Source organism: Catenulispora pinistramenti (assembly GCF_018274385.1).
Classification (GTDB): Bacteria; Actinomycetota; Actinomycetes; order Streptomycetales; family Catenulisporaceae; genus Catenulispora; species Catenulispora pinistramenti.
In genome coordinates this window covers 12,705-37,292 of sequence record NZ_JAAFYZ010000096.1, presented here as the reverse complement: position 1 = coordinate 37,292, position 24,588 = coordinate 12,705, and the positions used below count along the sequence as shown (strand labels likewise).

The window sequence follows — 24,588 nt, the reverse complement described above, 5'->3', positions numbered from 1 at the left end:
TATAAGAGACAGTCTCGGGGGTGGGGGCCATGGACGTGTCCTTCGTGGGTGGGCGAAGTTACCTGTCGGTACCCAGCATGGCCCATCGGGCGCGGTTTCAGGCCTCCCGCCGGGCGAACAGGTTCACCACCGGGAACTGCCGCGGCGCCTCCGGCACTGGTCGCTCGACGAGGCGTCCCACCTCCTCCAGGCCCGCCTCGTGCAACAGGGCGCTGAAATGGTCGGGCCACCAGCGGTAGGCGGTGTAGACCTTGTGGTCGTAGGAAACGGTCAGCGACGAATCGTCGTCGGTCCCCGGAAAGCTGATGAGCGCACAGCCGCCGGGAGCCAGAACCCTGCGGAACTCGGCCAGTGTCGCGGGAACGTCCTCTGGCGCCGTGTGGATGATCGAGTACCGCGACAGGATCCCGCTCAGCGAACCGTCGGCGACGTCCAGCGCGGCCATCGATCCGACCTCGAACCGCAGCTCCGGATTCCTGGCGCGGGCCACGGCGATCATGCCGGAGGACACGTCCACTCCGAAGGCGTCCAGCCCCAGCCCGCTCAGGTACGCGGTGACGTGCCCCGGCCCGCAGCCCACGTCCGCGACCGGCCCGCCGACCTCCTTCGCCAGCTCGGCGAAGGAGGCCAGGAGGCCACGTTCCAGGGGGTACTTGGACAGGCTGTCGCTGAAGTTCGCGGCGTACTCTTCGGCGACTTCGTCATAGGGCTGTTGGGGGCTCATGGCCTTATAGCTTCCAGCGCGAGCAGGGCCACGTGCAATGCCAGACACGACTCCACCGAATCCAGATCCACCGACAGGATCCGCTCGATCCGGTGCAGCCGCTCATAGAACGACGGTCGCGACAGGTGCGCCGCGTCGGCCGCCGCCGACTTGTTGCGGCCCGAGTCCACGTACACCGACAGCATCTTGACCAAGTCCGTGCCGCGCTCCGCGTCGTACGCCAGCAGCGGGCCGAGTTCGCGCTCTACGAAGGTCTGCAGGCGGGCGTCGTCGCGGAGCAGATGCAGCAGGCCGCGCAGGCGGACGTCGACCAGGCGGTGATACGGCGCCTGCCCTCCCGGCTGCCGCACCGCCGCGTCCGCGACCTGCACCGCCTCCAACAGCGAGCGGCGTGCGTCGCGGACGGCGCCGACCGAGGTGCCGACCGCGATGACGTAGCCGTCGGCGGAGGAGGGGGATGTCGGGCGCTCGACCAGACGGCGCACGCGCTCGGCGAACCCGTCCAGCGCGGCGTCCTCGCGGTCCTGGGGGCCCAGGGCCAGCAGCAGGCCGACGCTGTGTTCGTCCAGGGTGCCGATCAGCGCCGACAGCCGGCGGTCGCGGATGGCCGACGCGGCCTGGTCGGTCAGTTCGCGCAGCCGGGCTTGGGTCTCCAGCGCCGTGGGGTGCGCGGCGGTGCGCAGCCGGAGCACCACGCCGACCAGCCGGCGGCCGTCGAGGGTGACGCCGAGCGCCCGGGCCCGCAGTGCCACCTCGGACGCCGGCTGGCCGTGGGACAGGATCGCGGTCAGCAGGGTCCGGTGCGTCTGCCGCTCGAGCGAGTCGCGGTCCCGCTCGACCAGCCGGTTCAGGGCCAGGGTCGCGGCGGCGCGCTCCAGTAGCATGGACAGCCGGGGGACCGGCAGCGGGTCGTTGCAGATCAGGACCAGGCGGCCCCAGTCGTGGCCGCGGGCGCCGACCACCGTGGTGAGCCAGCCGGAGCGCTCGTCGTAAGAGGTGCGGCCGGTGGTGCGGACCGAACGGGAGCGGCCCTCCCAGCCGTCGAGCAGATCCGAGGGGTCGGCCCCGGCCTGGGCGTAGGTGAGGACCTGATGCGCCAGGTTCTCCAGGACCACCGGGCAGCCGCACATCCGGCCGATCTGCTGGACCACCTCGTCCGGGGAGGCGCCCTCGACGGCGAGTTCGGTGAACGTCTGGTGCACCTCGTCGGAGGCGCGAAGCTCGGCCAGCTGAGCGTCGATGATCAGACCGTGTACGGCTTCGGTGATGCCGACGAAACGTGTGTCCAGCGCGAGGGTGATCACCGGCAGGCTGTGCTTCTCGGCGGCGGCCAGCAGCGCCTTGGGCAGGCTGCTGTCGGTGTAGCGGCGGCCCAGCTCCAGCACCAGGCCGGCGGCGCCGAGCTTGGCCAGGTCGGCGACGAAGTCGGCGAGCCGGTCGCGGTCCTCGGGCCAGGCGATGCCGGTGGACAGCACCAGTTCGCCGCCGCGCAGGATGGTCGCGACGTCGACCAGCTCGGTGACGTGCACCCAGCGCACCACCCGGTCCAGTCCGGTCGCCCCGGCCACCACCCGCGGCCCGCCCTGTTTGATCGGGCCGAGCTGGAGGACGTCGCCGACGGTCGGGTACTGGGTGGCGTACATCGACGGCAGGGCCGCCTTGTCGGCGGCGGGTGCCTGCTGGTCGGCCTCGTCGGCCCGCCCGGCGCTCGGCGCCGGCTCGTCGTCGGTCGGCTCGGGACGGTCTGCGCTGCTCACGGTGCTCCTGGGGCGTGCGGGCTCTGCGGGGCTCACGGGGCGGCGGCCGGTCCGCCGGGAGTGCCGGGCCGGCCGGGGCCGTCAGGTGCGGGTGCGGGCCGCGCTGTGCGGGTTGCTTAACCCGTTGTTCTTTGCAAAGTGTTCAGAAGGATCGCACTGCCGAGGCACCCTGCCAGGTGCGCCGGGGCCGGCGCAAGGGATCGGCGGAAATCGATCCGACATCGATGCGGCGCGGGATCGGTCTTCGCAGGCCAGCGGCAGGTCGCGATTTCGTTGCGAGATTCATTTCCTTCGACGGAATCCCTTGTTTCTCGGCCGGATGTCTGTAACGATCCTCACTCGAACGCGGATGACAGCGTTCCGAACAGGAAGTGGCCGGCGGGTGCGCCGGTGTACCCGACAGCGCGTCAAGGTTTGCAAGCCGTCAAGGAGAACGTTGTGCACCAGTACATCGGCGGGGGACCCAGGACCGGATCGTCAGGAGTCGTGCATCAGGTCACGAATCCGGCGGACGGCTCCACCGTCGCCGACCTCGTACTCGGTGACGGGCGCGACGCTGATCTGGCCGTCGACGCGGCCAATCGGGCGTTCCCCGTATGGAGTAGGGCGACCCCGGCCGAGCGCTCGGCCGCCCTGCACCGGCTCGCGCGACTGCTCGACGAGCGCGCCCGGGAGTTCGCCGAGACCGAGTCGCGCCAGACCGGCAAGCCGATCCGGCTGTCCACCGGCTTCGACGTCCCCGGCACCGTCGACAACACGGCCTTCTTCGCCGGGGCCGCCCGCCACCTGGAGGGCAAAGCCGCGGCCGAGTACTCCGCCGACCACACCAGCGCGATCCGGCGCGAGCCGATCGGCGTGGTGGCCTCGATCGCGCCGTGGAACTATCCGCTGCAGATGGCGGCCTGGAAGATCCTGCCGGCGATCGCGGCCGGCAACACCATCGTGCTCAAGCCGGCCGAGATCACCCCGCTGACCGCGCTGCTGTTCGCCCAGGCCTGCACCGACGCCGGGATCCCGGACGGTGTGGTGAACGTGGTCGTCGGCACCGGACCGGTGGCCGGCGAGGCGCTGCTGGCCCACCCGGACGTGCGGATGGTCTCCTTCACCGGCTCCACCCCGGTCGGCAAGCGGGTCATGGAGATCGCCTCCCGCACGGTCAAGCGCGTGCACCTGGAACTCGGCGGCAAGGCGCCGTTCGTGGTCTTCGACGACGCCGATCTGGAGGCCGCGATCCACGGCGCCGTGGCCGGCTCGCTGATCAACACCGGCCAGGACTGCACCGCGGCGACCCGCGCGTACGTGCACCGCAGCCGGTTCGACGAGTTCGTGGCCGGGGTCGCGGACCTGTACGCGCGGGTGTCGCTCGGCGATCCCTTCGACCCCGCGACCGACCTCGGACCTCTCGTCTCTTATACGCAGCGGGACCGGGTCGCCGGCTTCGTGGACCGCGCCCGCGGCTACGGGGCGGAGATCGTGGTCGGCGGCGAGGCGCCCGGCGGCGCGCTGGCGGCCGGTGCGTACTACCGCCCGACGCTGGTCACCGGGGTCGCTCAGGACTCGGAGATCGTCCGCGACGAGGTCTTCGGCCCGGTGCTGACCGTGCTGCCGTTCGACACCGACGAGCAAGCCCTGGCCCTGGCCAACGACACTCCCTTCGGCCTGGCCGCCTCCGTGTGGACCCGCGACCACTACCGCGCGCTGCGCGCCGTACGGGAGATCGCCGCCGGCTGCGTCTGGGTCAACGACCACATCCCGATCATCAGCGAGATGCCGCACGGCGGCTACAAGGCCTCCGGCTTCGGCAAGGACATGTCGACCTACTCCTTCGAGGAGTACACGCAGGTCAAGCACACGATGCACGACCTGACCGGCGTGGCCCGCAAGCCCTGGCACCGCACCATCTTCGAACTCTGAGCCACCTCTGAGCCACCTTTGAGCCACCTACCTGCCACCGCACCATCCGCCGCATGTCAGCCCCACAGGTGATAGGACGGACCACCGCATGAACGACATATCCCGGGACCGCGAGCAGTTCCTCGAAGCCGCCGCCCGTTACCCCGAAGCCTTCAGGCGCCAGCTCGGCGGCGCCTCGCGCCGCGGGTTCCTGGCCGCCGGCGTCGGTCTGGGCGCGGCCGGCCTGCTGGGCGCCTGCGCGACCAAGACCGACCACGGCTCGGCCGGGAGCGCCGGCAGCGGTTCCGGGTCGTCGGCGGCGCCGTCGGAGGGCAAGGAGGGCGCCGACAAGTCGGACACCGAGAAGATCGTCAACTTCTCCAACTGGGTGTCCTACATCGACGTCGACCCGAACGACAAGAACAAGCGGCCGACGCTGGACAACTTCAAGACCGAGACCGGGATCACCGTCAACTACACCGAGGACGTCAACTCCAACGACGACTTCTTCGCCAAGATCCACCAGCAGCTGGCCGCCGGCCAGGACACCGGCCGCGACCTGATGGTGCTCTCGGACTGGATGATCGGCAAGCTCCGGCAGATGGGCTACCTGGAGCCGCTGAACCTGGCGAACATCCCGAACTTCAAGGACCTGCTGCCGGACACGGCCAACCCGGCCTACGACCCGAACCGCAAGCACACCGTGCCGTGGGCGCTGGGCTTCACGCTGATGGGCGTCAACCTCAAGTCCGCAGGGCTCACCAAGGACCAGGCGCAGCAGCTGTCCATCAAGGACATGATGACCGACGCCAAGTACAAGGGGAAGGTCGGCTACTTCGCCGAGATGGAGGACGGCGTCGGGTTCGGGCTGCTGGCCACCGGGGCCGACCCGGCGAAGTTCACCGACGACCAGTTCAACGCCGCGGTCGCCTACATCCAGAAGGCCCGGGACAACAACCAGATCCGGCAGTTCACCGGGAACGACTACATCAATGACCTGACCAACGGGAACTACGCCATGTGCATGGCGTACTCCGGCGACATCGCGCAGATCGACGATCCGAACATCGTCTGGGTGGTGCCGACCGAGGGCATGCTCTGGTTCACCGACAACATGTGCATCCCGGCCATGGCCTCCCACAAGACCAACGCCGAGAAGTTCATGAACTACATGCTGGAGCCGAAGGTCGGCGCCGCGCTGGACGACTACATCAGCTATATCCCCTCGATGCAGGGCGCCGACGCGGCGATGAAGACCATTGACGCGAACGCGCTGCAGAACCAGCTGATCTTCCCGGACGCGGCCACCAAGGCCAAGGCGCACGAGTTCCAGAACCTGGATCTGAAGACCCTCGACAAGTACGTGTCGCAGTTCAAGGACGTCACCGGCTGATGCCGGGCCCCTCCCTTCCCCTTTCCGATCCCCTCCCCGATGGCACGACAGGCAGGCAGCGGTAGATGAGCAAAGACACTGACACTAGGCCGCGGGCGGTATCAGAGCGCGGCAGGGCGCGGGTGGACACAGAGGCCGGCGATCTGAAGCTGGTGAACGTCACCAAGCGGTTCGGTGACTTCGCCGCGGTCAAGGATCTGACGCTGACGATCCCGCAGGGCTCGTTCTTCGCGCTGCTCGGCGCCTCCGGCTGCGGCAAGACCACCACCTTGCGCATGGTGTCCGGGCTGGAGGAGCCGACCGCCGGCCGGGTGTTGCTCGGCGACCACGACGTCACCCGGCTGCGGCCCTACAAGCGCCCGGTGAACACCGTCTTCCAGAACTACGCGCTGTTCCCGCACCTGACCATCGCCGAGAACATCGCCTTCGGGCTCAAGCGGCGCGGTGTGAAGGACATCAAGAAGCCGGTGCAGGACATGCTCGACCTGATCGAGCTCTCGCACATCGGCGCCCGCAAGCCCAACCAGCTCTCCGGCGGCCAGCAGCAGCGGGTCGCGCTGGGCCGGGCGCTGATCAACCGGCCGCAGGTGCTGCTGCTGGACGAGCCGCTGGGCGCGCTGGACCTGAAGCTGCGCCGGCAGATGCAGATCGAGCTCAAGCGGATCCAGACCGAGGTCGGCCTGACCTTCGTGCACGTCACCCACGACCAGGAGGAGGCCATGACCATGGCCGACACCATCGCGGTGATGAACATGGGGCGGATCGAGCAGCTCGGGTCGCCGACCGACCTGTATGAGAACCCGAAGACGACGTTCGTCGCGAACTTCCTCGGCCAGTCGAACCTGTTGCCCGGCAAGGTGGCCGGCCCGGTCGGCGAGCACTTGCAGGTCGTGCTGGAGGACGGGACCAGAGTCCTGATACCGGCCGCGCGCAACCGGGCCGGGGGCGAGGAGGTCATCGTCGGCGTCCGTCCCGAGAAGGTGTCCATCCACTCCTCGGCCGAGGATGTGCCGGACGGTCACAACGTGCTGGCCGGCGGCGTGGTCACCGACACCAGCTTCGTCGGGGTGTCCACGCAGTACGTCGTCAAGGGCCCCTACTGCGACGAGTTCGGCGTGTTCGTGCAGAACGACGGAGCGCTGATCCACCGCCCGGGTTCGGAGGTCGTCGTGTCCTGGGACCCGTCGCAGGGCTTCGGCCTGGACGGCAAGCAGGACATCGACGCCGGCGCGGAGGCGGACCTGGAGGCCGGCTCGTGAGCGCGCCGGCCCTGGCCGACGAAGCCGCCGAGGCGATGGCCGCCGGGACCACCGTGGCCGAACTGCGGGCCGACAAGCGGGTACGGCGGCGCCGGGCCACCCTGCCCTATGTGCTGCTGGCCCCGGGCATCATCTGGCTGGTCGTGTTCTTCATCGTGCCGATGTGGTCGATCGTCTCGACCTCGGTCGAGACCGGCGACATGGACACCGGGTTCGTGCTCAGCTGGCGCTGGGCCAACTTCGGCGACGTGTGGAGCCAGTGGCACCAGCAGATCATCAGGTCGCTCGAGTACTCCTTGATGTGCACCGTGTTCTGCCTGGTCCTGGCGCTGCCGCTGGCGTACTTCATCGCCTTCAAGGCCGGACGCTGGAAGAACCTGCTGATGGCCCTGGTCGTCGCGCCGTTCTTCACCAGCTACCTGATCCGCACGCTGGCCTGGAAGACGATCCTGGCCGACGACGGCTGGGTGGTGCACGCGATGAACACGCTGCACATCACGCCGCTGTTGAGCGGGATGGGCTGGACCTACTCCGACAACAGCGTGCTGCAGACACCGTTCTCCGTGGTCTGCGGCATGGTCTACAACTTCCTGCCGTTCACGGTGCTGCCGATCTACACCGCGATGGAGAAGATCGACCCGCGGCTGCACGAGGCCGGCCAGGACCTGTACGCCTCGGCGTGGGCCACCTTCCGCAAGGTGACGTTCCCGCTGGCGCTGCCCGGCATCGTCGGCGGCACGCTGCTGACGTTCATCCCGGCGGTCGGCGACTACACCAACGCGGTGATGCTCGGCGGGCCGAAGACGAAGGTGATCGGCACGGTGATCGAGCAGCAGATGATCGGCACCGGCGGCAACATCCCCTACGGTGCCGCGCTGTCGGTGCTGCTGATGGTCGGCACGCTGGTGATCACCCTGGCGTACATCAAGAAGGCTGGGACGGAGGAGATCGTCTGATGGCTGTCGTCAACTGGTTCCGCAAGCATGTGATCGCCATCGTCGCGTTCCTGATCTTCTTCTTCCTGCTGGTCCCGAACTTCGTCGTCGTCTGGATGTCGTTCAACAAGCCCTCGGGCAAGTACAACGTCAAGTGGGAGAAGTTCTCCTTCGACGCGTGGAAGAACCCGCTCGACGACGGCATCCTGCACGACCCGCTGATGCTGTCGCTGGAGATCGCGCTGCTGGCCACGCTGGTCGCCACGGTGCTGGGCACGATGATCGCGTTCGCGATCGTGCGGCACAGCTTCAAGGGCCGCGGGTTCGTCAACAGCGTGCTGTTCCTGCCGATGGCGGCGCCCGAGATCGTCATGGGCACCACGCTGCTGGCGTTGTTCCTGAACACGTTCGGCGTGAGCTTCCTCGGCTTCAAGTCGATCCTCATCGCGCACATCATGTTCTGCGTCAGCTATGTGGTGATCACGGTGAAGTCCCGGCTCAACGGCATGGATCCGATGCTGGAGAAGGCGGCTCAGGACCTTTACGCAACGCCCTGGCAGACCTTCTGGCGGGTGACGTTCCCGTTGGTGGCGCCCGGGATCGGGGCGGCGGCGCTGTTGTCGTTCGCGCTGAGCTTCGACGACTTCATCATCACGGAGATGACCGCGGGCAACTCGGTGACGTTCCCGTACTGGATCTGGAACGCGGTGCAGAAGGGGATCCCGCCGCAGGTCAACGTGATCGGATCGCTGATGCTGATCATCACCCTGGCGGGCATCGCGGTCGCCGAGGTGCCGAAGTGGCTGAAGACGTCGAAGGCTCACTAAGCGTTCTTCAACGGCCGCAATACGTATAATTCATTACTAGGGGGCGTCGATTCCGGCGCCCCCTTCTGCTTCCGAGAGAGTGCCGCTGCACCATGAAGTACGACCGACTGCTTGCCGACGCGTCCCCGACTCCCTATTGGCTCGACACCCGCGACCGCCCCGGAGCCCTGGACGCGTTGGTCGGCCGGACCACCGCCGATCTGGTGGTGGTCGGCGGCGGCTACTCGGGCCTGTGGACCGCGTTGCTGGCCAAGGAACGCGATCCGGAACGAGACGTGCTGCTGCTGGAGGCGAACCGGATCGGCTGGGCCGCCTCGGGGCGCAACGGCGGGTTCTGCTCCGCCTCGCTGACCCACGGCTACGACAACGGCGAGTCCCGGTGGCCCGACGAGATGGACACGCTGGAGCGGCTGGGGCACGAGAACCTCGACGCGATCGAGGCCACGCTGGAGCGTTACGGCATCGAGTGCGACTTCCGGCGCAGCGGTGAGCTCGCGGTCGCCACGGCCGAGTGGCAGGCCGAGGATCTGGCCGCCGCGCCGACCTCCGAGGACGTGGTGTTCCTCGACCGCGAAGCGGTCCAGGCACAGGTCGCTTCGCCGACGTACCACGCCGGGCTGTGGGACAAGACCGGCTGCGCGACGGTGGATCCGGCGCGGTTGGCGTTCGGGCTGCGCGAGGCGTGTCTGCGGCTCGGGGTGCGGATCCACGAGAAGTCGCCGGTTTCGGTGCTGGAGCGCGACGACCGGTTGATGCGGGTCGCGACGGACCGCGGTGAGGTCCTGGCACCGAAGGTGGCGCTGGCGACGAACGCGTTCCCGAGTCTGCTGAGGCGGGTGCGGTCTTTCATCGTCCCGGTCTACGACTACGCGTTGATGACCGAGCCGCTGTCCGAGGCGCAGATGGCGGCGATCGGGTGGGAGAACCGGCAGGGTGTCGGGGATTCGGCGAACCACTTCCACTACTACCGGCTGTCCGCTGACAACCGGATCCTGTGGGGCGGCTACGACGCGGTGTACCACTTCGGATCGAAGATCTCCTCGCGGCTGGATCAGCGGCCGGAGACCTTCGACAAGCTGGCCGGGCACTTCTTCGAGACCTTCCCGCAGTTGGAGGGGCTGGGGTTCACCCACAAGTGGGGCGGCGTCATCGACACCTGCTCGCGCTTCTGCGCCTTCTTCGGCACGGCGCACGGCGGCGCGGTCGCCTACGCGGTCGGGTACACCGGTCTCGGGGTGGGGGCGACGCGGTTCGGCGCGGACGTGATGCTCGATCTGCTCGCGGGCTCGGAGACCGAGCGGACGCGGCTGAAGATGGTGCGGAGCAAGCCGGTCCCGTTCCCGCCGGAGCCGGCGCGGTGGTTCGGGATCACGGTGACCAGCGCGGCTTTGGGCCGTGCCGACCATGACGGCGGGCGCCGGAACCTGTGGCTGCGGACGTTGGACCGGTTCGGGATGGGCTTCGACTCCTGAGCATCAGGCGGTCAGGAGCATCAGGCTGTCAGGGGTTCCGCGGGATCGCCTGACAGCCTGAACGTTGTCGGGCCGGTCGGGCGGTTGCAGACTCGAAAGCAACGTTGGATTTCGTCTCCCTCTTAAGGATCCGCCATGACCAAGCACGTCACCCACTGGATCGACGGCCGTGCGTGGGAGGGCGTCAGCGCTCGCCGCGGCGACCTGCACGACCCGGCGACCGGGGCGGTCACCGGGTCGGTGGACTTCGCCTCGGTGAAGGAGACCGACGACGCGGTGGCCGCGGCCGCGGCGGCGTTCCCGGGCTGGCGCGCGGCATCGGTGGCGAAGCGCACGACGGTCCTGTTCGCGTTCCGGGAGCTGCTGAACCAGCACAAGGACGAGCTCGCGGCCCTCATCGTCGCCGAACACGGCAAGGTCCACTCCGACGCCCTCGGCGAAGTGGCGCGCGGCCTGGAGGTCGTGGAGTTCGCCTGCGGCATCGGCAACCTCCTCAAGGGCGACTTCAACGACTCGGCCTCCACCGGCGTCGAGGTCTACTCGCTGCACCAGCCGCTGGGCCCGGTGGCGATCATCTCCCCGTTCAACTTCCCGGCGATGGTCCCGATGTGGTTCTTCCCGGTGGCCATCGCCGCCGGCAACACGGTGGTCCTGAAGCCGTCGGAGAAGGACCCCTCGGCCTCGGTGTTCCTGGCGCACCTGTGGCAGCGCGCGGGGCTGCCAGACGGCGTGTTCAACGTGGTGCAGGGCGACAAGGTGGCCGTCGACCGCCTGTTGGAGCACCCTGACATCCAGTCGGTGTCGTTCGTCGGCTCCACGCCGATCGCGCGCTACGTCTACGAGAACGGCACCCGCTACGGCAAGCGCGTCCAGGCCCTCGGCGGCGCCAAGAACCACATGGTGGTGCTGCCGGACGCCGACCTGGACCTGGCCGCCGACGCCGCGGTCTCGGCCGGCTTCGGCGCGGCCGGCGAGCGCTGCATGGCGGTGTCGGTCCTGGTCGCGGTGGACCCGATCGGCGACGAGCTGGTCGCCAAGATCGCCGAGCGGATGGCCACGCTGAAGGTGGGCCCGGGCTGCCTGCCGGACAGCGAGATGGGCCCCCTGGTCACCGGCGTACACCGGGACAAGGTCACCTCCTACCTCGACGCGGGCGTCACCGCCGGTGCGGACCTGGTGGTCGACGGCCGCAAGCACGCGATCGGCGGCGCCGAGGCCGGCATCGACACGGCAGCGGGCTTCTGGCTCGGCCCGACGCTGTTCGACAACGTGACCTCCTCGATGAGCATCTACACCGACGAGATCTTCGGCCCGGTGCTCTCAGTGGTGCGCGCACCGTCGTACGACGAGGCACTGGCGCTGGTGAACAGCAACCCCTACGGCAACGGCGTGGCCGTGTTCACGAACGACGGCGGCGCGGCGGCCAGGTTCCGCGACCAGGTCGAGGTCGGCATGGTCGGCGTGAACGTCCCGATCCCGGTGCCGGTGGCCTACCACTCCTTCGGCGGGTGGAAGGCCTCGCTGTTCGGCGACACGCACGCCTACGGGCCGCACGGCGTGCACTTCTTCACGCGGACGAAGGCGGTCACGCAGCGGTGGCTGGACCCGAGCCACGGCGGGGTGAACCTCGGGTTCCCCGTGAATCACTGATGCCCCGGCCGCCGGCTTCCGTGCTGTGATCGGTCGGAGGCCGACGCGGTGTCCGCGGTTCAGCCGGTCGCGGTGCGGCCTGACTCGGCTTTGCCGTGTCGGGCCGGGCGGACCTTGACCGCTGCGGCTTCCGGGACTGCTTTCAACTCGACTGACAGAACGAGACCGAGCGCGGCGGCGATACGTTCCAGGACCGGGAGCGTGGGGGTCGTTCCGCCTGCTTCAAAACGAGCAATAGCCGGTTGGCGCATCGCCGCGCGTTCAGCGAGATCGGCCTGACTCCAGCCGAGTTCTTCGCGGCGAGTCCGGACAGCTTCCCCAAGTTCGAAACGGAGCCGGGTCTCGGTATAAGCGGCTTGGAATTCCGGGCTCTCGGCCCCGTCCTGCCGAAGGTCAGAGAGCGTCCTACGGCTGGTCACGCGACTTCCTCCTCGTCGACCGTGTGATTCTCAGTGGAAGCGGCAGCTCCCATAACTTGCCGTCGAGTGGGCGGGCACAAGGCATCCCAAGCGATGTGCCGCGCTCTTCGAGTAGTTCGAAGTGGAAGAACGCCTGCGCCCGTTGTTGATGGCCGAGTTTGTGGTACCACTCGTTGGCTCGTTCGAGTGACTCGGGTGCGGCGTGGCCGTTGAAGGTGCGGCACGGACCCCCGCATTCTCAGCGGCCCATCAACGTTCATGGAAAGCGCCGACTTTCGGGCAGTCCCGTCCCCCCGAATCCCGGACTGTCCGGCACCGGCACGCCCTTCGTGTCACAGTCCGACCTGTTTCGGTGGTTTCAGTGTGATGATCCGCATATCACGGGTTCCGGGGTGTGAGAATCCCAGTGCGGGCCCTGATGGGGGGCTTCACAACCACACGGAGGACTGATGTCTTTTGTGACCAAGACCCTGGCGACGACCGCGACGGTCGCCGCCCTGATCCTCGCCGGCGCCGGCGCTGCCAGCGCCGACGTCAGCGCGACCGGGTCGAACCTCGGCACCACCACGGGGTCGACCTCCGGCAACAACAGCGGGGCCGGCAACGGCAACGTCGTCCAGGGCACCAGCGGCGACGTGACGCAGGGCGTCGGCAACGTCGTGGGCAGCCGCGACGTGGTCGACAACGGGAACGGCAACGTGGTGGTCAGCGTGGTCGGCTGGCAGGGCGGCGGCTGGGACGGTGGCTGGCACGGCTACTGGCACCACCGCTGCTACTGGGGCTAGCGGCTGACGGAGGACTCATCTCAGAGTTCTGAGTGAGTAGTCCGGACTCCGAGTGAGCAGTCCGAACCGACGGCGACTCCGGCCCTGGGCCGGGGTCGCCGTTCCGTCAAGGTGCCGGGCGCCGAAACCCCGGTGCGGGCTCCATCGTCCCTTATCAGTGGCACAGTCGGAACTCTTTGCCCTACGTTCGACAAGTGACGCAGACGACGACGTACCTCCGCCACCCGCACCTGTCCGGATCGACCCTGGCCTTCGTCGCCGACGACGACGTGTGGCTCACCGATCTGCCCGGTATCGCCGCGACCGCCCGTGCCTGGCGGGTGACCTCGGACCGGGTCCCCGTCAAACACCCGCTGCTGTCGCCGGACGGCTCGCGCCTGGCGTGGACCTCCGCGCGGGAGGGCGTCGTCGAGGCGTTCGCACTGCCGGTGGACGGCGGCCCGACCAACCGGCTGACGCACTGGGGCCACCCCCGCACCGAGGCGATCGGCTGGGCGTCCCCGGACGAGGTGATCGTGCGCGGCTGGGGCGGCCACGGCCACCGCTTCTACAACTTCGCGCACTCCGTGCCCTTCGAGGGCGGCGAGCCCGCCCGGCTCCCGTACGGCAACCTGAAGACCCTGGCGGTCGCCGAGCCCGGCGTGGCCGGCAGCCCGGTGGTCCTCAGCCGCTTCTACGCCGGCAACTCCTGGCTGTGGAAGGGCTATCGCGGCGGCGCGGCCGGCCAGCTGTGGATCGACCGCGAGGGCGGCGGCGAGTTCGAGCGGTTCCTGGCCGACCTGGACGGCAACCTCGGCGACCCGATGTGGTTCGACGGCCGCGTGGTGTTCCACTCCGACCACGAGGACAACGTCGCAGAGCTCTACTCCGCCCTGCCAGACGGCACCGACCTGCGCCGCCACACCACCGGCGAGGGCGGCTACTACCTGCGCAGCGCCAGCACCGACGGCGTCCGCATCGTGTTCCAGCGGGCCGGCCGGCTGTGGGTGATGGAAGACCTCGAAGACGACCCGCGTCCGCTGGACATCAAGCTGCCCGGCGCCCGCACCGCCACCACCCGGCGCCCGATCGACGCCGCCAAGCACCTCGGCGTGTTCAGCCCGGACCACACCGGCCGGGCCAGCGCCGTCGAGGTCCGCGGCACCGTGCACTGGCTGACCCACAAGGACGGCCCGGCGCGCGGCATCGGCATCGAGCCGGGCACGCGCCACCGGCTGCCGGTCGTGCTCGGCGAGACCGGGCAGACCGTGTGGGTCGTAGACACCGAGGGCGAGTACTCGTTCGAGATCGCGGCCGTCGACGGCTCGGCCCGCCGCCGGATCCTGACCGGCGAGTTCGGGTACGTCCTGGAACTCGTCGCCGCCCCGGACGGCAAGCACCTGGCCGCCATCACCCGCGACAACAAGGTGCTGCTGATCGACGTCGAGGCCGGCACCCTGCGCGTGGTCGCCGACGGTGAGGGCAAGTTCCGCGCCATGCCGCGCTGGGGCGTCAACTTCGCCTCCGACCCGGCCTTCTCCCCGGACTCCAAGTGGCTGGCCTGGAGTCAGCGATCGATGGTCGCGGACGCCTGGCAGATCCGGGTCGCCGACGTCGCGAGCCTGCAGACCTCCGACATCACCGAGCCCCGGTTCCGGGACTGGAACCCGGTGTTCACCGCGGACGGCAAGCACCTGGCGTTCCTGTCGGCGCGGACCTTCGACACGTTCGAGGAGGACATGTTCTTCGACTATTCCTTCCTGCCGGCGGTCCGCCCCTACCTGGTCCCGCTGGCCGAGACCGAGCCCTCGCCGTTCGACCCCGAACTCGGCGGGCGCCCGGTGGACAGCGATGACAAGGACGACGCCAAGGAGAAGAAGGACGCTGATATCCCGGCCACGGTGATCGACGCCTTCGGCATCACCGCCCGCGCCGTCCCGTTCCCGGTCGCCTCCGGCACCTACTCCGATCTCGCGGCCGTCAAGGGCGGTGTCACCTGGCTGGTCAAGCCGCTCACCGGCGCGCTGGGCACCCAGCTGGCCGGCTCCGGCCAGGACGAGCCGCGGCCGTCCCTGGTGCGCTTCGACTTCGGCAAGCGTGAGGAACAGAGGCTGATCGGCGAGCTGGACGGTTACGCGGTCTCCGGCGACGGCACGCGCCTGGTCGTCGCCGACCACGGCACCCTGACGACGCGGCCGGCGGACAAGGACGACGAGGACGCGAAGCCGGAGACCGTGGACCTGTCCCGGATCCGGCTGTCGGTGCTCCCCGGATCCGAGCGCCGGCAGGCCTTCGCGGAAGCCTGGCGGCTCCAGGTCGAGAACTACATCAAGCCGGCCATGGACGGCATCGACTGGGACGCCGCGGGCGGGCGCTACGCGCCGCTGGTCGACGCCTGCGCGACCGACGACGACTTCGTCGACCTGCTCTGGGAACTGCAAGGCGAGCTGCGGACCTCGCACGCCTACGTCGACGCCCCGAAGCGGTCCCACGACGACGCCCGGCAGCAGGGTCTGCTCGGCGCGGACCTCAAGCCGGACGAGGACGGCACCTGGCGGATCGCCAGGATCCTGCCGGGCGACAGCTCGGTGCCCGCGGCGCGCTCGCCGCTGCTGGCCCCGGGCATCGCGGCGCGGGTCGGCGACGCGATCACGGCCGTGGACGGCGTCCCGGTCCCGCCGCGTGTCGGCCCGGCCGCGCTCCTGGCCGGCAAGGCGGGCCAGCCGACGGAGCTGGCCCTGCGCAACGCCGCCGGGGCCACGCGCGCCGTGGTCGTGGTGCCGATCGCCGACGAGGTGCAGCTGCGCTACCGCGCGTGGGTCGCCGATCGGCGGGCCTACGTGCTGGAGAAGTCCGGCGGCCGCCTGGGCTACGTCCACCTGCCCGACCAGGCCGAGCCCGGCTGGGCCGAGTTCCACCGCGACCTGGGCGCCCAGGTCGCGAAGGACGGCCTGGTGGTCGACACCCGCGGCAACCGCGGCGGCCAGACCTCCGCGCTGGTGGTCGAGAAGCTGACCCGCAAGGCGATCGCCTGGGAGTACGCCCGCGGCGAGCAGCCGTCCACCTACCCGCCCGACGCGCCGCTGGGGCCGCTGGTCTCGGTGTGCGACGAGGAGGCCGGCAGCGACGGCGACATCATCAACCAGGCGCTCAAGGACCACGGGGTGACCGTGGTCGGGGCGCGCACCTGGGGCGGCGTCATCGGCATGGACGACTGCTTCTACCTGGTGGACGGCACGTTCGTGAGCCAGCCCCGGTACGCGTTCGGCTTCGACTCGGTGGGGCTGTACGGCCTGGAGAACCACGGTTGCGAGCCGACTGTGCCGGTGGCCATGGCGCCGCAGGACTTCGTCGCCGAGCGCGATCCGCAGCTGGACAAGGCGATCGAGATCGCCCTGGACGGGCTGGCCAAGGAGCCGCCGGCGGCGGCGAAGCCGGTACCGGGAGTGTACGAGCGCTGATGTCGCAGACCTCGTATCTGCGGTTCCCGCACCTTTCGGGGGACCTGCTGACGTTCGTCGCCGAAGACGACGTCTGGCTCGCCGAGCTGCCCGCGGAGGCGGGCGGCCCGGTGCGGGCCACGCGGTTCACGTCGGACTGGCAGCCGGCGCGGCATCCGCGGCTGTCGCCCGACGGCGCGCGGGTGGCGTGGGCACGGCAGCGCGACGGGTCGCCGGAGGTCTACACGGCCTCGGTCGACGGCGGCGCCGCGACGCGGTTGACCTACTGGGCCGACGACCGGACCGATGTGCTCGGCTGGGCCTCGGCCGACGAGTTGATCGTGGCCGGCGGTCGACTGCCGCAGCGCGGGGACGTGCGGGCGCACGCCTTCGCGGTTTCCGGCGGCGTTCCTGCGCTACTGCCTTACGGGACTCTGCAGGCGCTCGCTGTCGGCGGGCCCGGCGGTGCCGTCATGACGCGGCGTGGGATCACGCATGACGCGGCCTGGTGGAAGCGTTATAGGGGAGGCCGCGCGGGGAAGCTGTGGGTCGACGCGGAGGGCTCTGGAGGCTTCCAGCGGATCCTGCGCGAGCACGAGGGCAACATCGACGCGCCGATGTGGGTCGGCGACCGGGCCGCGTTCCTGTCCGACGCCGGGGGAGTGTCAGAGCTCTACTCGTGTCGGCCGGACGGGTCCGATCTCCGGCAGCACACTGATGAGCCGTCCGGGTTCTTCGCGCGGCACGCCAGCAGTGACGGCGCGCGCGTGGTGTTCATGCGCGGCGGTCGCTTGTGGCTGCTGGACGACTTGGACGGCGCGGCGCGGCCATTGGACGTCCGGCTGGCCGGTATCCGAATAGGCCGCGCGGAGTATCCGGTCGCGGCGTCGAAGAACCTCGGCGGGTTCGCGGCGGACCGGACCGGCCGGGCCGCGGCGGTGACCGTGCGCGGCACGATCCACTGGCTGACGGCCAAGGACGGTCCGGCGCGGGCGCTGGCGGTCACGCCGGGGGTCCGGGCCCGGCAGCCGGTGGTGCTCGGCGAGACCGGGTACGCCGCCTGGGTGACCGATGCCGGCGGCGAGTGGTCGATCGAGATCGGGCCGGTCGGCGGGGAGGCTGTTGGCGGCGGCGTCGGCCAGGGCGGCGGTGCCGGCGCCGGTAAGGGCGGTGGTGACCGCGGCGGGGACGGCAGCGGAGCAGGCGGCGGGATCCGCAGGATCCTGACCGGCGAGGTGACCCGGGTCGCGGGGCTGGCGGCCTCGCCGGACGGCGCGCATCTGGCCGTCTCCGCCGAGGACAACCGGCTGCTGGTGATCGACGTCGAGAGCGGGACGGCCCGGGTCGTGGCCAGCGGCCCGCACCACGCCTGGGGCACGCTCGCCGAGGACCCGGTGTTCTCACCGGACTCGCGCTGGCTGGCCTGGGCCGAGGGGACCGGGGCGGACGGGCCGCGCAAGATCCGGCTCGCGGACGTGGCGACGCTGACCCCGGTCGACGTCACCGACGGCCGGTTCCTGGACTGGAGTCCGGCGTTCACGTTGGACGGCAAGCACCTGGCGTTCCTGTCCAACCGCACCTACGACCCCTATTACTCGGACGAGGTGTTCGACCTCTTCTTCGTCCCGGGAGCCCGGCCCTATCTGGTGCCGCTGTCCGCCGAGGAGCCGTCGCCGTTCGCGCCGTCGCTCCGGGGGCGGCCGATCCGGGACGAGGCGAAGTCGGTTGCCGATGCCGACGACGATGACGACAGTGGCTCCGGCGCGCCGCGCAGCCGGGTGGACGTCGCGGGGATCGGGGGCCGGGTCGTGCCGTTCCCGGTCCCGACCGGGGACTATTCGGGCCTGCGTGCGGCCAAGGGCGGCGTGTTGTGGCTGGAGAGCTTCAAACACGGTGCGCTCGGCGACAGCATGTCCGATCCCTCCAACGAGGTGGACAAGCCCCGGCTGCGGCGCTACGACTTCGCCAAGCGGGACGTCCTGACGCTCACCGACGAGGCGCACGCGTTCTGCGTGAGCGGCGACGGCAGCCGGGTGCTGGTGCGCGACGGCGGGGTGCTGCGGTTGCAGCCCGCTGACGCGCGTCCGGACAACGGCGACCGGGAGCCGCTGGATCTGGAGCGGATCCGGGTGACCGTGGACCCGGTCGCCGAGCGGCGGCAGGGGCTGCGGGAGGCGTGGCTGCTCCAGCGCGACTTCTTCTGGCGGGACGACTTGGGCGGCGTCGACTGGCCGGGGGTGTGGGAGCGGTACGCGCCGCTGGCCGAGGCCCTGGCTTCGCACGACGATCTGGTGGACTTGCTCTGGGAGGTGCACGGGGAGCTTGGCACCTCGCACGCCTACGTCCGCGAGAGCGGCCACGCCGCCGATCCCGCGCGCTGCCAGGGCCGGCTCGGCGCGGATCTGGAGCGGGACGCGGACGGCCGTTGGCGGATCACGCGGATTCTGCCGGGGGACGCGTCGGTGCCGCAGGCGCGGTCGCCGTTCGAGGCTCCCGGGGTCGGCGCGCGGGTCGGCGATGTGGTGGCCGCTATAGACGGTCGGGCGGTGGACTCCGGTCTCGGGCCGGGGCCGTTGCTGGCGGGTAAGGCCGGGAAGCCGACCGAGGTCTTGCTGGTACGCGATGCCGAACGTCTGGTACGCGATGCCGCACGCGGCCCGGAAGCCGATGCCGCACGCGGTCCGGAATCCGATGCCGCCGCCGCTTCGGCCGATCGCTCACGCCACGTGGTCATCGTCCCCCTGGAGGATGACCGTCTTCTGCGCTATCAGGCCTGGGTCGCCGACCGGCGGGCCTATGTCCGGGAGCGTTCCGGCGGTCGCCTGGGCTATGTCCACCTCCCCGATCAGGGGTCGCGCGGTTGGGCCGAGTTCCACCGGGATCTGGCCACGCAGACCGCGTGTGAGGGCCTGATCGTCGACACCCGCGACAACCGCGGCGGCAACACCTCGCCGTTGGTGGCCGAGCAACTGCTGCGCCGGGTCGCCGGGTGGAAGCTGGTGCGGGGGAAGGTGCCCCGGACCTATCCACCATCCGCCGTCCGCGGGCCCCTGGTGTCGGTCTGCGATGAATACTCCGCTTCCGATGGAGACATCATCAATCAATACCTTAAAGACCGAGGTGTTCCTATTGTCGGGATGCGTACGTGGGGCGGCGTGGTCGGCATCGACGCCCGCTTCCGGCTTCTCGACGGGACCTCGGTGACGCAGCCCAAGTACATGAACTGGTTCGACTCGGTGGGATACGGCCTGGAGAACCACGGGTGCGACCCGACCGTCGAGGTCGAATACACCCCGGCCGACGCCAACGCCGACCGCGATCCGCAGCTAGACGCGGCCGTTGACCTGGCCTTGGCCGAGTTGACGGAGCGTCCGGCGGCGACCCCGCCGCAGCGGCCCTGGATGTGATGCCCACGGTGGCGGTCGCCCGGCGGCTGCTCGACGGCCGCCACCGGCGATGTGACGTGTAAGTGACAACCGGGACTGTACTGGTCCGTACGTCGGACGCCCGCGCTATGGTGGCCCGGTGGGTCCGAGCGGTCTAGTCCACCCCGGACATCACTTTCGCCTGCGGCACGACACTGCCGCGGGACCCGGCAGGACACGGCCACGGGGGCCACGTTCATGAGGTGGGATTGGTCAGTGGTGGTGCAGTACGGGCTGCTCGGACCGGTTCGCGCGCTGCGAGTGGGCGTCGCGGGAGAACCAGCCGAGGAGCTCAAGGTGGGGTCCCCGCAGCAGCAGGCCGTGTTGGCGCTGCTCGCTTCGCGGGCCGGTCGGGTGGCGACAGCCGACGAACTCATAGAGGGCCTGTGGGGTGACGAGCCGCCCGAGGGTGCTCTCGGCACGGTGCGCACGTATGCCTTCCGGCTCCGCAAGGTCTTCGGCGCGGAGGCGATCGCCTCTATAGCCGGCGGCTATGCGTTACGCGCGGAGCGTTCGCACGTGGACCTGTTCACGTTCGAGGACCACGTCACGACCGCGGAGCAGCGCCGGTTGTCCGGTGACGTGGCAGGGGCGCGCGGAGAACTCGCCAGTGCGTTGGCGCTGTGGCGCGGTACTCCGTTGGCCGGGATTCCGGGTCCTTATGCGGAATCGCTGCGCACGACGCTCCTGGAACGCCGCACTGCGGCGCAGGAGAGCCGCATCGCCCTGGACTTGTCGTTGGGGCGGGTCGGGGACGCGGTCTCCGAACTCACCGTCCTCACCTCCGAGCACCCGCTGCGCGAGGGACTGCGTGCGCAGCTGATGCTGGCGCTCTACCAAACCGGCCGACAGGCGGAGGCGCTGGGCGTCTACGCGGACACCCGGCGGCTCCTGCGCAAGGAACTGGGGGTCGACCCGGGCGCCGAGTTGGGGGAACTGCATCAACGGATCCTGCGCGCCGATCCCGCTCTGGCACGTCCTGCCGCGGAGAATGCGGAGATCACCCTCAAGGCGACAGAAGCGCCCGTGGGGAGCTCTGCAGAGAAGCCGCCGACGATCCCCGCACAGCTTCCCGCCGATACCGCCGACTTCACCGGACGCGAGAACCTGACTCGGGTGCTCGCGGCGCGCATCGCCACCACAGTCGGGCAGTCGGTCGCGGTCTGCGCGCTGTCCGGGCTCGGCGGGGTCGGCAAGACGGCGCTCGCGATCCATCTGGCGCACTTGGTGCGGTCCGACTTCCCGGACGGACAGCTCTATGTGGATCTGCGCGGAGGCGACCCGGTACCGGCCGACCCCGCGTGGGTCCTCGCCGCCTTCCTGCGCGGTCTGGGGATATCAGAGGGGGAGACGGCGCAGGGGCTGGAGGAGCGTGCCGCCGCGTACCGCTCCGCGCTCGCCGGGCGCCGCGTCCTCATCGTCCTGGACAACGCACAGGACGCCGCTCAGGTGCGCCCTCTGCTCCCCGGGGCTCCGGGGTGCGCGGTGATCGTCACCAGCCGGCCCAAGCTGACCGGGCTGGCTGGGGCCACGTTCGCTGATCTCGACGTCCTGGACCCCGGCGAGGCGATGAACATGTTCACGCGGATCGTCGGCGAGGAACGCCTCGGGATGGAGCACACCGCCGCCATAGAGGTGGTCACACTCTGTGGGTACCTGCCGTTGGCCGTGCGTATCGCCGCGGCCCGGCTCGCCTCCCGGCCGCGCTGGCGCATCGGCTCGCTGGCCGCCCGGTTGTCGGACCAGCGGCGCCGGCTCGGGGAACTGGCCGTCGGCGACCTCGCGGTGCGCACGGCGTTCGAACTCGGCTATCACCAGCTGTCCCCGGCGCAGGCGGATGTCTTCCGGCGGCTGTCGCTGCTGGACAGCGCCGAGGTGTCGGCCGCCGCGGCGGCCGCGCTGCTCGGCCAGGACGAGGCCGACACCGAGGAAGTGCTGGAGTCGCTGGTGGACGCCGCGATGCTGGAGTCGGCGTCGCCGGGGCGCTATCGGTACCACGACCTGTTGCGCCTTTATGCGCGGGAACAGCATGAAGCCGAGGGCGGGGACCTCGATGACGGGTTCGTGAAGCTGCTCGACTTCTATCTCGCCTCTATGCGCCGGCTGCGCCGTATCCCCGTGGAAGAACTCGGGCTGGCCCCTACGCGCTCTACAGGGCGGGAGTTCGACTCTGTAGAGGCCGGCGTTCGGTGGATAGCGGACGAGGGCAGCTCCGTGGACGCGGTGTTCAACCGGAGCGCGCTGACCCGGCCGCCCTGCGGTGCGGACGGGGTGGGGCCGCTGACGCTGGCTGTCGAACTGCTCGACCACTTGGTCTCGCTTCCCGGCATCGAACGCTATGCGGAGGAACTCGCCGCGGCGGCGCGGAACGCCGCGGCAGCGGCTGTGGAGTGTGGTGACGTACGGAGCGAGGCCCGGGTACGGCACTCGCTGGCGCGGATCCTCTACGCGACCTACCAGATCGAGGCCGCCGCCGACGAGGCTGAGCGGTCGCATCGCGCCGCCGAGTCCGTGGGCGGCGATGAGACCCAAGCCGACGCGGTCAATCTGCTCGCCATGACCTATGCGGACCTCGGGAGGGACGCCGAGGCGATCGCGCTATACGAACACGCGATCAGCGTCAGCCGGACGTTCGGGGACGTGGCATCCGAGGCGGCCGCCCGGCAGAACATGGCGCGATCGCTGTTCGTCGTCGGGCGTACGGATGACGCTCTGGAGAGCACTATGGCCGGGCTCGCCTTGTGCCGTGCTCTAGGGGACGACGTATCGACCGGCTACGCGCTCTTCCAGACGGGTTCCATCTACTTGCAGACCCGCTCCTATCAGGAGTCGCTGACGTACTTCGCCGACGCTGCCCGGTACTTCGCCGACGTCCATCCGCCGATGGAGGGTGCCGCGCACGCCTCCAGCGCGCGGGCGTTGTTGGGACTCGGCGAACCCAACCGTGCGTTGGAGTACGCGGAGCGTGCTGTGAGCGTGCTCCGGGAGACCGCCGACACCTGGCAGTACGCGACCGCGCTGGCCGTCCTCGCTGACGTGCTGGACCTGGCCGGTCAGCCGGAGCGGGCCCGTGGGTGCCGGGAGGAGGCCTTGGCCATGTACGTCGAGATCGGGGATCCGGAGGCGGACCGTATCAGGGGAATGCTCTCGGATCCGGAGGCAACCTCGGTTCCGGTAGCAACCTCAACGCCCGGTCGAACGTCGCGCTAAGGAAACGGTTAGAGCGCACGGGAGGATGACAAGGTGATGAGGGAGACAGTGTCGCGTGCGCAGGAGGCCTCGGCCTCGGGTTCGCATCGGCCGCACGGCGGTCCCTCGGGATTGTCCGCTGTGGTCGTGCCGCATGAAGGTGGTCGGGACGCGGACGCCATCCGCGCCACGGTCGGCCAGCCCGCGCACCGGGTGCGCGGTTGGCTCGCGGCGGCGCCGCGCTAGATTCGCAATTCTTGAATCTTCGCGCCGAATGCGTAACCAGCGGTTGATCTGGCGGTGAGCAGGTGCCCCACCGCAGCGGCGTCCGGCCCCCGCGGCTCATCTGCGAGGGCCGCCCGAGGACTCCGTTGCGTGCACATGCCGGTCGGGCCTTCGGCCGGACTGCCGGATCAGCCGTGGCGCGCGATGAGCCACGCCTGATGATCCACGCTCGATGATCACCGACGTGCCCCCGTCCGCTCACACCCTGTATCCTGAACGGGTGTTCGATTTTGTCCGGAGGGCGGCCTTCACCCGACGCATGTCGGCGGCTCGGGATACGGTGGCAGTCTGGTGGTCGTCGACCCCATGACGACCGTTTCACGACGGGTTCACGACGGGGCCGCAACTTCTTGGAATGGAAACCCCGTCCTCACCGTTGAGAACCATTGAACGGGGAATAACAACAAGCAAAGCAGGAGAGTAATCCGGCAACAGCCGGGGTACGGTGGCTCCACAGGCACATGATTCTCACAGGAAAACCAGCAGGCCAGCGGAAACGATGAGGGAGGGGAAGCCGAGATGATCTTGGTTCGCCGCCTACTCGGCGACGTGCTGCGCGGCCGGCGGCAGCGCAGCGGACGGACGCTCCGTCAGCTCGCCGCGACGGCGCGGGTTTCCCCCGGCTACCTCTCCGAGGTGGAACGGGGACAGAAAGAGCCGTCGAGCGAATTGTTGGCCGCCATCTGCGACGCGTTGGAGGTCAAGCTCTCCGACGTGCTGCTCGAACTGTCGACCGAACTCGCCGCGGCCGAATTGGCCGCCGAGATCGAGGCCGCGGAGCTGGGCAGCCTGATGCCCGCCGACGGCCGCCCGCAGCAGCGGGTCGCGATGCCGCCGGCGCGCAGGGGCCAGGCCGACGCCGCGGGGCAGTCCGCGGGCGGCTCCGGTCAGCGTCCCGGCGTGGTGGTCGGCGTGGGTGCCGGCGCCCCGCGTGGCGCTCGCACGCTCCCGACCGCGAAGATCCCGACCGCGGTGATCAACTCCCGGACCGCCGGGAACCGGCCCGGCAACACCCGGCCACCGGCCGGCTCGCCCCGGGTGGCGCCGAAATCCGGCGTACCCCAGGCGGCGCGCGGGACCGGCATGAACGCCGGTCTGGCGAACGGCGCGGCCGTCTCCAGCGGTATCGGCCCGGCGTTGGGACCGCAGCCCCCGA

General features: G+C 70.0%; 15 protein-coding genes and 1 pseudogene. 13 read left to right on the top strand and 3 right to left on the bottom strand.

Annotated features, from left to right (window positions below; all coding sequences use genetic code 11):
- Window positions 1-97: 97 nt before the first annotated feature.
- Both KGQ19_RS25635 and KGQ19_RS25630 read right to left on the bottom strand, forming a co-directional pair.
- Window positions 98-724, bottom strand: coding sequence for a class I SAM-dependent DNA methyltransferase (locus tag KGQ19_RS25635; RefSeq protein ID WP_212012656.1), 627 nt, complete (start codon window positions 722-724; stop codon window positions 98-100).
- A complete protein-coding gene (locus KGQ19_RS25630; RefSeq protein WP_230419428.1) occupies window positions 721-2,367 on the bottom strand; it encodes a PucR family transcriptional regulator in 1,647 nt (548 codons plus the stop codon). Before KGQ19_RS25630 ends, KGQ19_RS25635 begins: the two co-directional genes overlap by 4 nt.
- 552 nt (window positions 2,368-2,919) lie before the next feature.
- On the opposite strand from KGQ19_RS25630, the gene KGQ19_RS25625 reads away from it, so the two are divergent.
- The 7 genes from KGQ19_RS25625 (at window position 2,920) to KGQ19_RS25595 (ending at window position 11,910) form a co-directional block, all read left to right on the top strand.
- On the top strand, window positions 2,920-4,395 hold the full coding sequence (locus tag KGQ19_RS25625; RefSeq protein ID WP_212012652.1) for a gamma-aminobutyraldehyde dehydrogenase: 1,476 nt from the start codon (window positions 2,920-2,922) through the stop codon (window positions 4,393-4,395).
- Window positions 4,396-4,483: 88 nt separating this feature from the next.
- A complete protein-coding gene (locus KGQ19_RS25620; RefSeq protein WP_212012650.1) occupies window positions 4,484-5,767 on the top strand; it encodes a polyamine ABC transporter substrate-binding protein in 1,284 nt (427 codons plus the stop codon).
- Between the two features lie 65 nt (window positions 5,768-5,832).
- Complete coding sequence (locus KGQ19_RS25615) at window positions 5,833-7,026, top strand: ABC transporter ATP-binding protein (RefSeq protein WP_212012648.1); 1,194 nt, start codon at window positions 5,833-5,835, stop codon at window positions 7,024-7,026.
- Window positions 7,023-7,982, top strand: a complete 960-nt coding sequence (locus KGQ19_RS25610) for an ABC transporter permease (protein ID WP_212012646.1) — start codon at window positions 7,023-7,025, stop codon at window positions 7,980-7,982. Before KGQ19_RS25615 ends, KGQ19_RS25610 begins: the two co-directional genes overlap by 4 nt.
- Complete coding sequence (locus KGQ19_RS25605) at window positions 7,982-8,788, top strand: ABC transporter permease (protein WP_212012644.1); 807 nt, start codon at window positions 7,982-7,984, stop codon at window positions 8,786-8,788. The genes KGQ19_RS25610 and KGQ19_RS25605 overlap by 1 nt, the downstream gene beginning before the upstream one ends.
- A 92-nt stretch (window positions 8,789-8,880) precedes the next feature.
- Complete coding sequence (locus tag KGQ19_RS25600) at window positions 8,881-10,260, top strand: NAD(P)/FAD-dependent oxidoreductase (protein ID WP_212012639.1); 1,380 nt, start codon at window positions 8,881-8,883, stop codon at window positions 10,258-10,260.
- A gap of 135 nt (window positions 10,261-10,395) precedes the next feature.
- Entirely contained in the window at window positions 10,396-11,910 is a 1,515-nt protein-coding gene (locus tag KGQ19_RS25595; RefSeq protein WP_212012631.1) for a CoA-acylating methylmalonate-semialdehyde dehydrogenase, read from the top strand.
- Between the two features lie 59 nt (window positions 11,911-11,969).
- Here KGQ19_RS25595 and KGQ19_RS49990 read toward each other — a convergent pair whose 3' ends face one another.
- Window positions 11,970-12,329: a helix-turn-helix domain-containing protein gene (locus KGQ19_RS49990; RefSeq protein ID WP_212012622.1), complete on the bottom strand. Its 360-nt coding sequence runs from the start codon at window positions 12,327-12,329 to the stop codon at window positions 11,970-11,972.
- 449 nt (window positions 12,330-12,778) lie between these two features.
- Here KGQ19_RS49990 and KGQ19_RS25580 point away from each other — a divergent pair, with 449 nt between their 5' ends.
- From KGQ19_RS25580 to KGQ19_RS52930, 6 genes and pseudogenes are all read left to right on the top strand, one after another.
- A complete protein-coding gene (locus KGQ19_RS25580; RefSeq protein ID WP_212012620.1) occupies window positions 12,779-13,114 on the top strand; it encodes a hypothetical protein in 336 nt (111 codons plus the stop codon).
- 194 nt (window positions 13,115-13,308) lie between these two features.
- Window positions 13,309-16,554 carry a S41 family peptidase gene (locus KGQ19_RS52070; RefSeq protein WP_212012618.1) on the top strand — a complete coding sequence of 1,082 codons (3,246 nt, stop codon included), beginning with the start codon at window positions 13,309-13,311 and terminating at the stop codon, window positions 16,552-16,554.
- Window positions 16,554-19,940 carry a S41 family peptidase gene (locus KGQ19_RS25570; protein ID WP_212012616.1) on the top strand — a complete coding sequence of 1,129 codons (3,387 nt, stop codon included), beginning with the start codon at window positions 16,554-16,556 and terminating at the stop codon, window positions 19,938-19,940. The genes KGQ19_RS52070 and KGQ19_RS25570 overlap by 1 nt, the downstream gene beginning before the upstream one ends.
- 216 nt (window positions 19,941-20,156) lie before the next feature.
- On the top strand, window positions 20,157-23,168 hold the full coding sequence (locus KGQ19_RS25565) for an AfsR/SARP family transcriptional regulator (protein WP_212012614.1): 3,012 nt from the start codon (window positions 20,157-20,159) through the stop codon (window positions 23,166-23,168).
- A gap of 36 nt (window positions 23,169-23,204) precedes the next feature.
- Window positions 23,205-23,393, top strand: a complete 189-nt coding sequence (locus tag KGQ19_RS25560) for a hypothetical protein (RefSeq protein ID WP_212012612.1) — start codon at window positions 23,205-23,207, stop codon at window positions 23,391-23,393.
- 558 nt (window positions 23,394-23,951) lie between these two features.
- Window positions 23,952-24,245 (top strand): annotated as a pseudogene (locus tag KGQ19_RS52930) (helix-turn-helix domain-containing protein); the annotation flags it as partial.
- Window positions 24,246-24,588 lie beyond the last annotated feature (343 nt).

Excerpts from the sequence above, each read along its gene's own strand:
- KGQ19_RS25580 (WP_212012620.1), top strand. The coding sequence starts at position 12,779 with ATGTCTTTTGTGACCAAGACCCTGGCGACGACCGCGACGGTCGCCGCC.
- KGQ19_RS25635 (WP_212012656.1), bottom strand. The coding sequence starts at position 724 with ATGAGCCCCCAACAGCCCTATGACGAAGTCGCCGAAGAGTACGCCGCG.
- KGQ19_RS25560 (WP_212012612.1), top strand. The coding sequence starts at position 23,205 with ATGAGGGAGACAGTGTCGCGTGCGCAGGAGGCCTCGGCCTCGGGTTCG.
- KGQ19_RS25600 (WP_212012639.1), top strand. The coding sequence starts at position 8,881 with ATGAAGTACGACCGACTGCTTGCCGACGCGTCCCCGACTCCCTATTGG.
- KGQ19_RS25630 (WP_230419428.1), bottom strand. The coding sequence starts at position 2,367 with ATGTACGCCACCCAGTACCCGACCGTCGGCGACGTCCTCCAGCTCGGC.
- KGQ19_RS25565 (WP_212012614.1), top strand. The coding sequence starts at position 20,157 with ATGAGGTGGGATTGGTCAGTGGTGGTGCAGTACGGGCTGCTCGGACCG.
- KGQ19_RS25595 (WP_212012631.1), top strand. The coding sequence starts at position 10,396 with ATGACCAAGCACGTCACCCACTGGATCGACGGCCGTGCGTGGGAGGGC.
- KGQ19_RS25620 (WP_212012650.1), top strand. The coding sequence starts at position 4,484 with ATGAACGACATATCCCGGGACCGCGAGCAGTTCCTCGAAGCCGCCGCC.
- KGQ19_RS25615 (WP_212012648.1), top strand. The coding sequence starts at position 5,833 with ATGAGCAAAGACACTGACACTAGGCCGCGGGCGGTATCAGAGCGCGGC.
- KGQ19_RS25605 (WP_212012644.1), top strand. The coding sequence starts at position 7,982 with ATGGCTGTCGTCAACTGGTTCCGCAAGCATGTGATCGCCATCGTCGCG.
- KGQ19_RS25570 (WP_212012616.1), top strand. The coding sequence starts at position 16,554 with ATGTCGCAGACCTCGTATCTGCGGTTCCCGCACCTTTCGGGGGACCTG.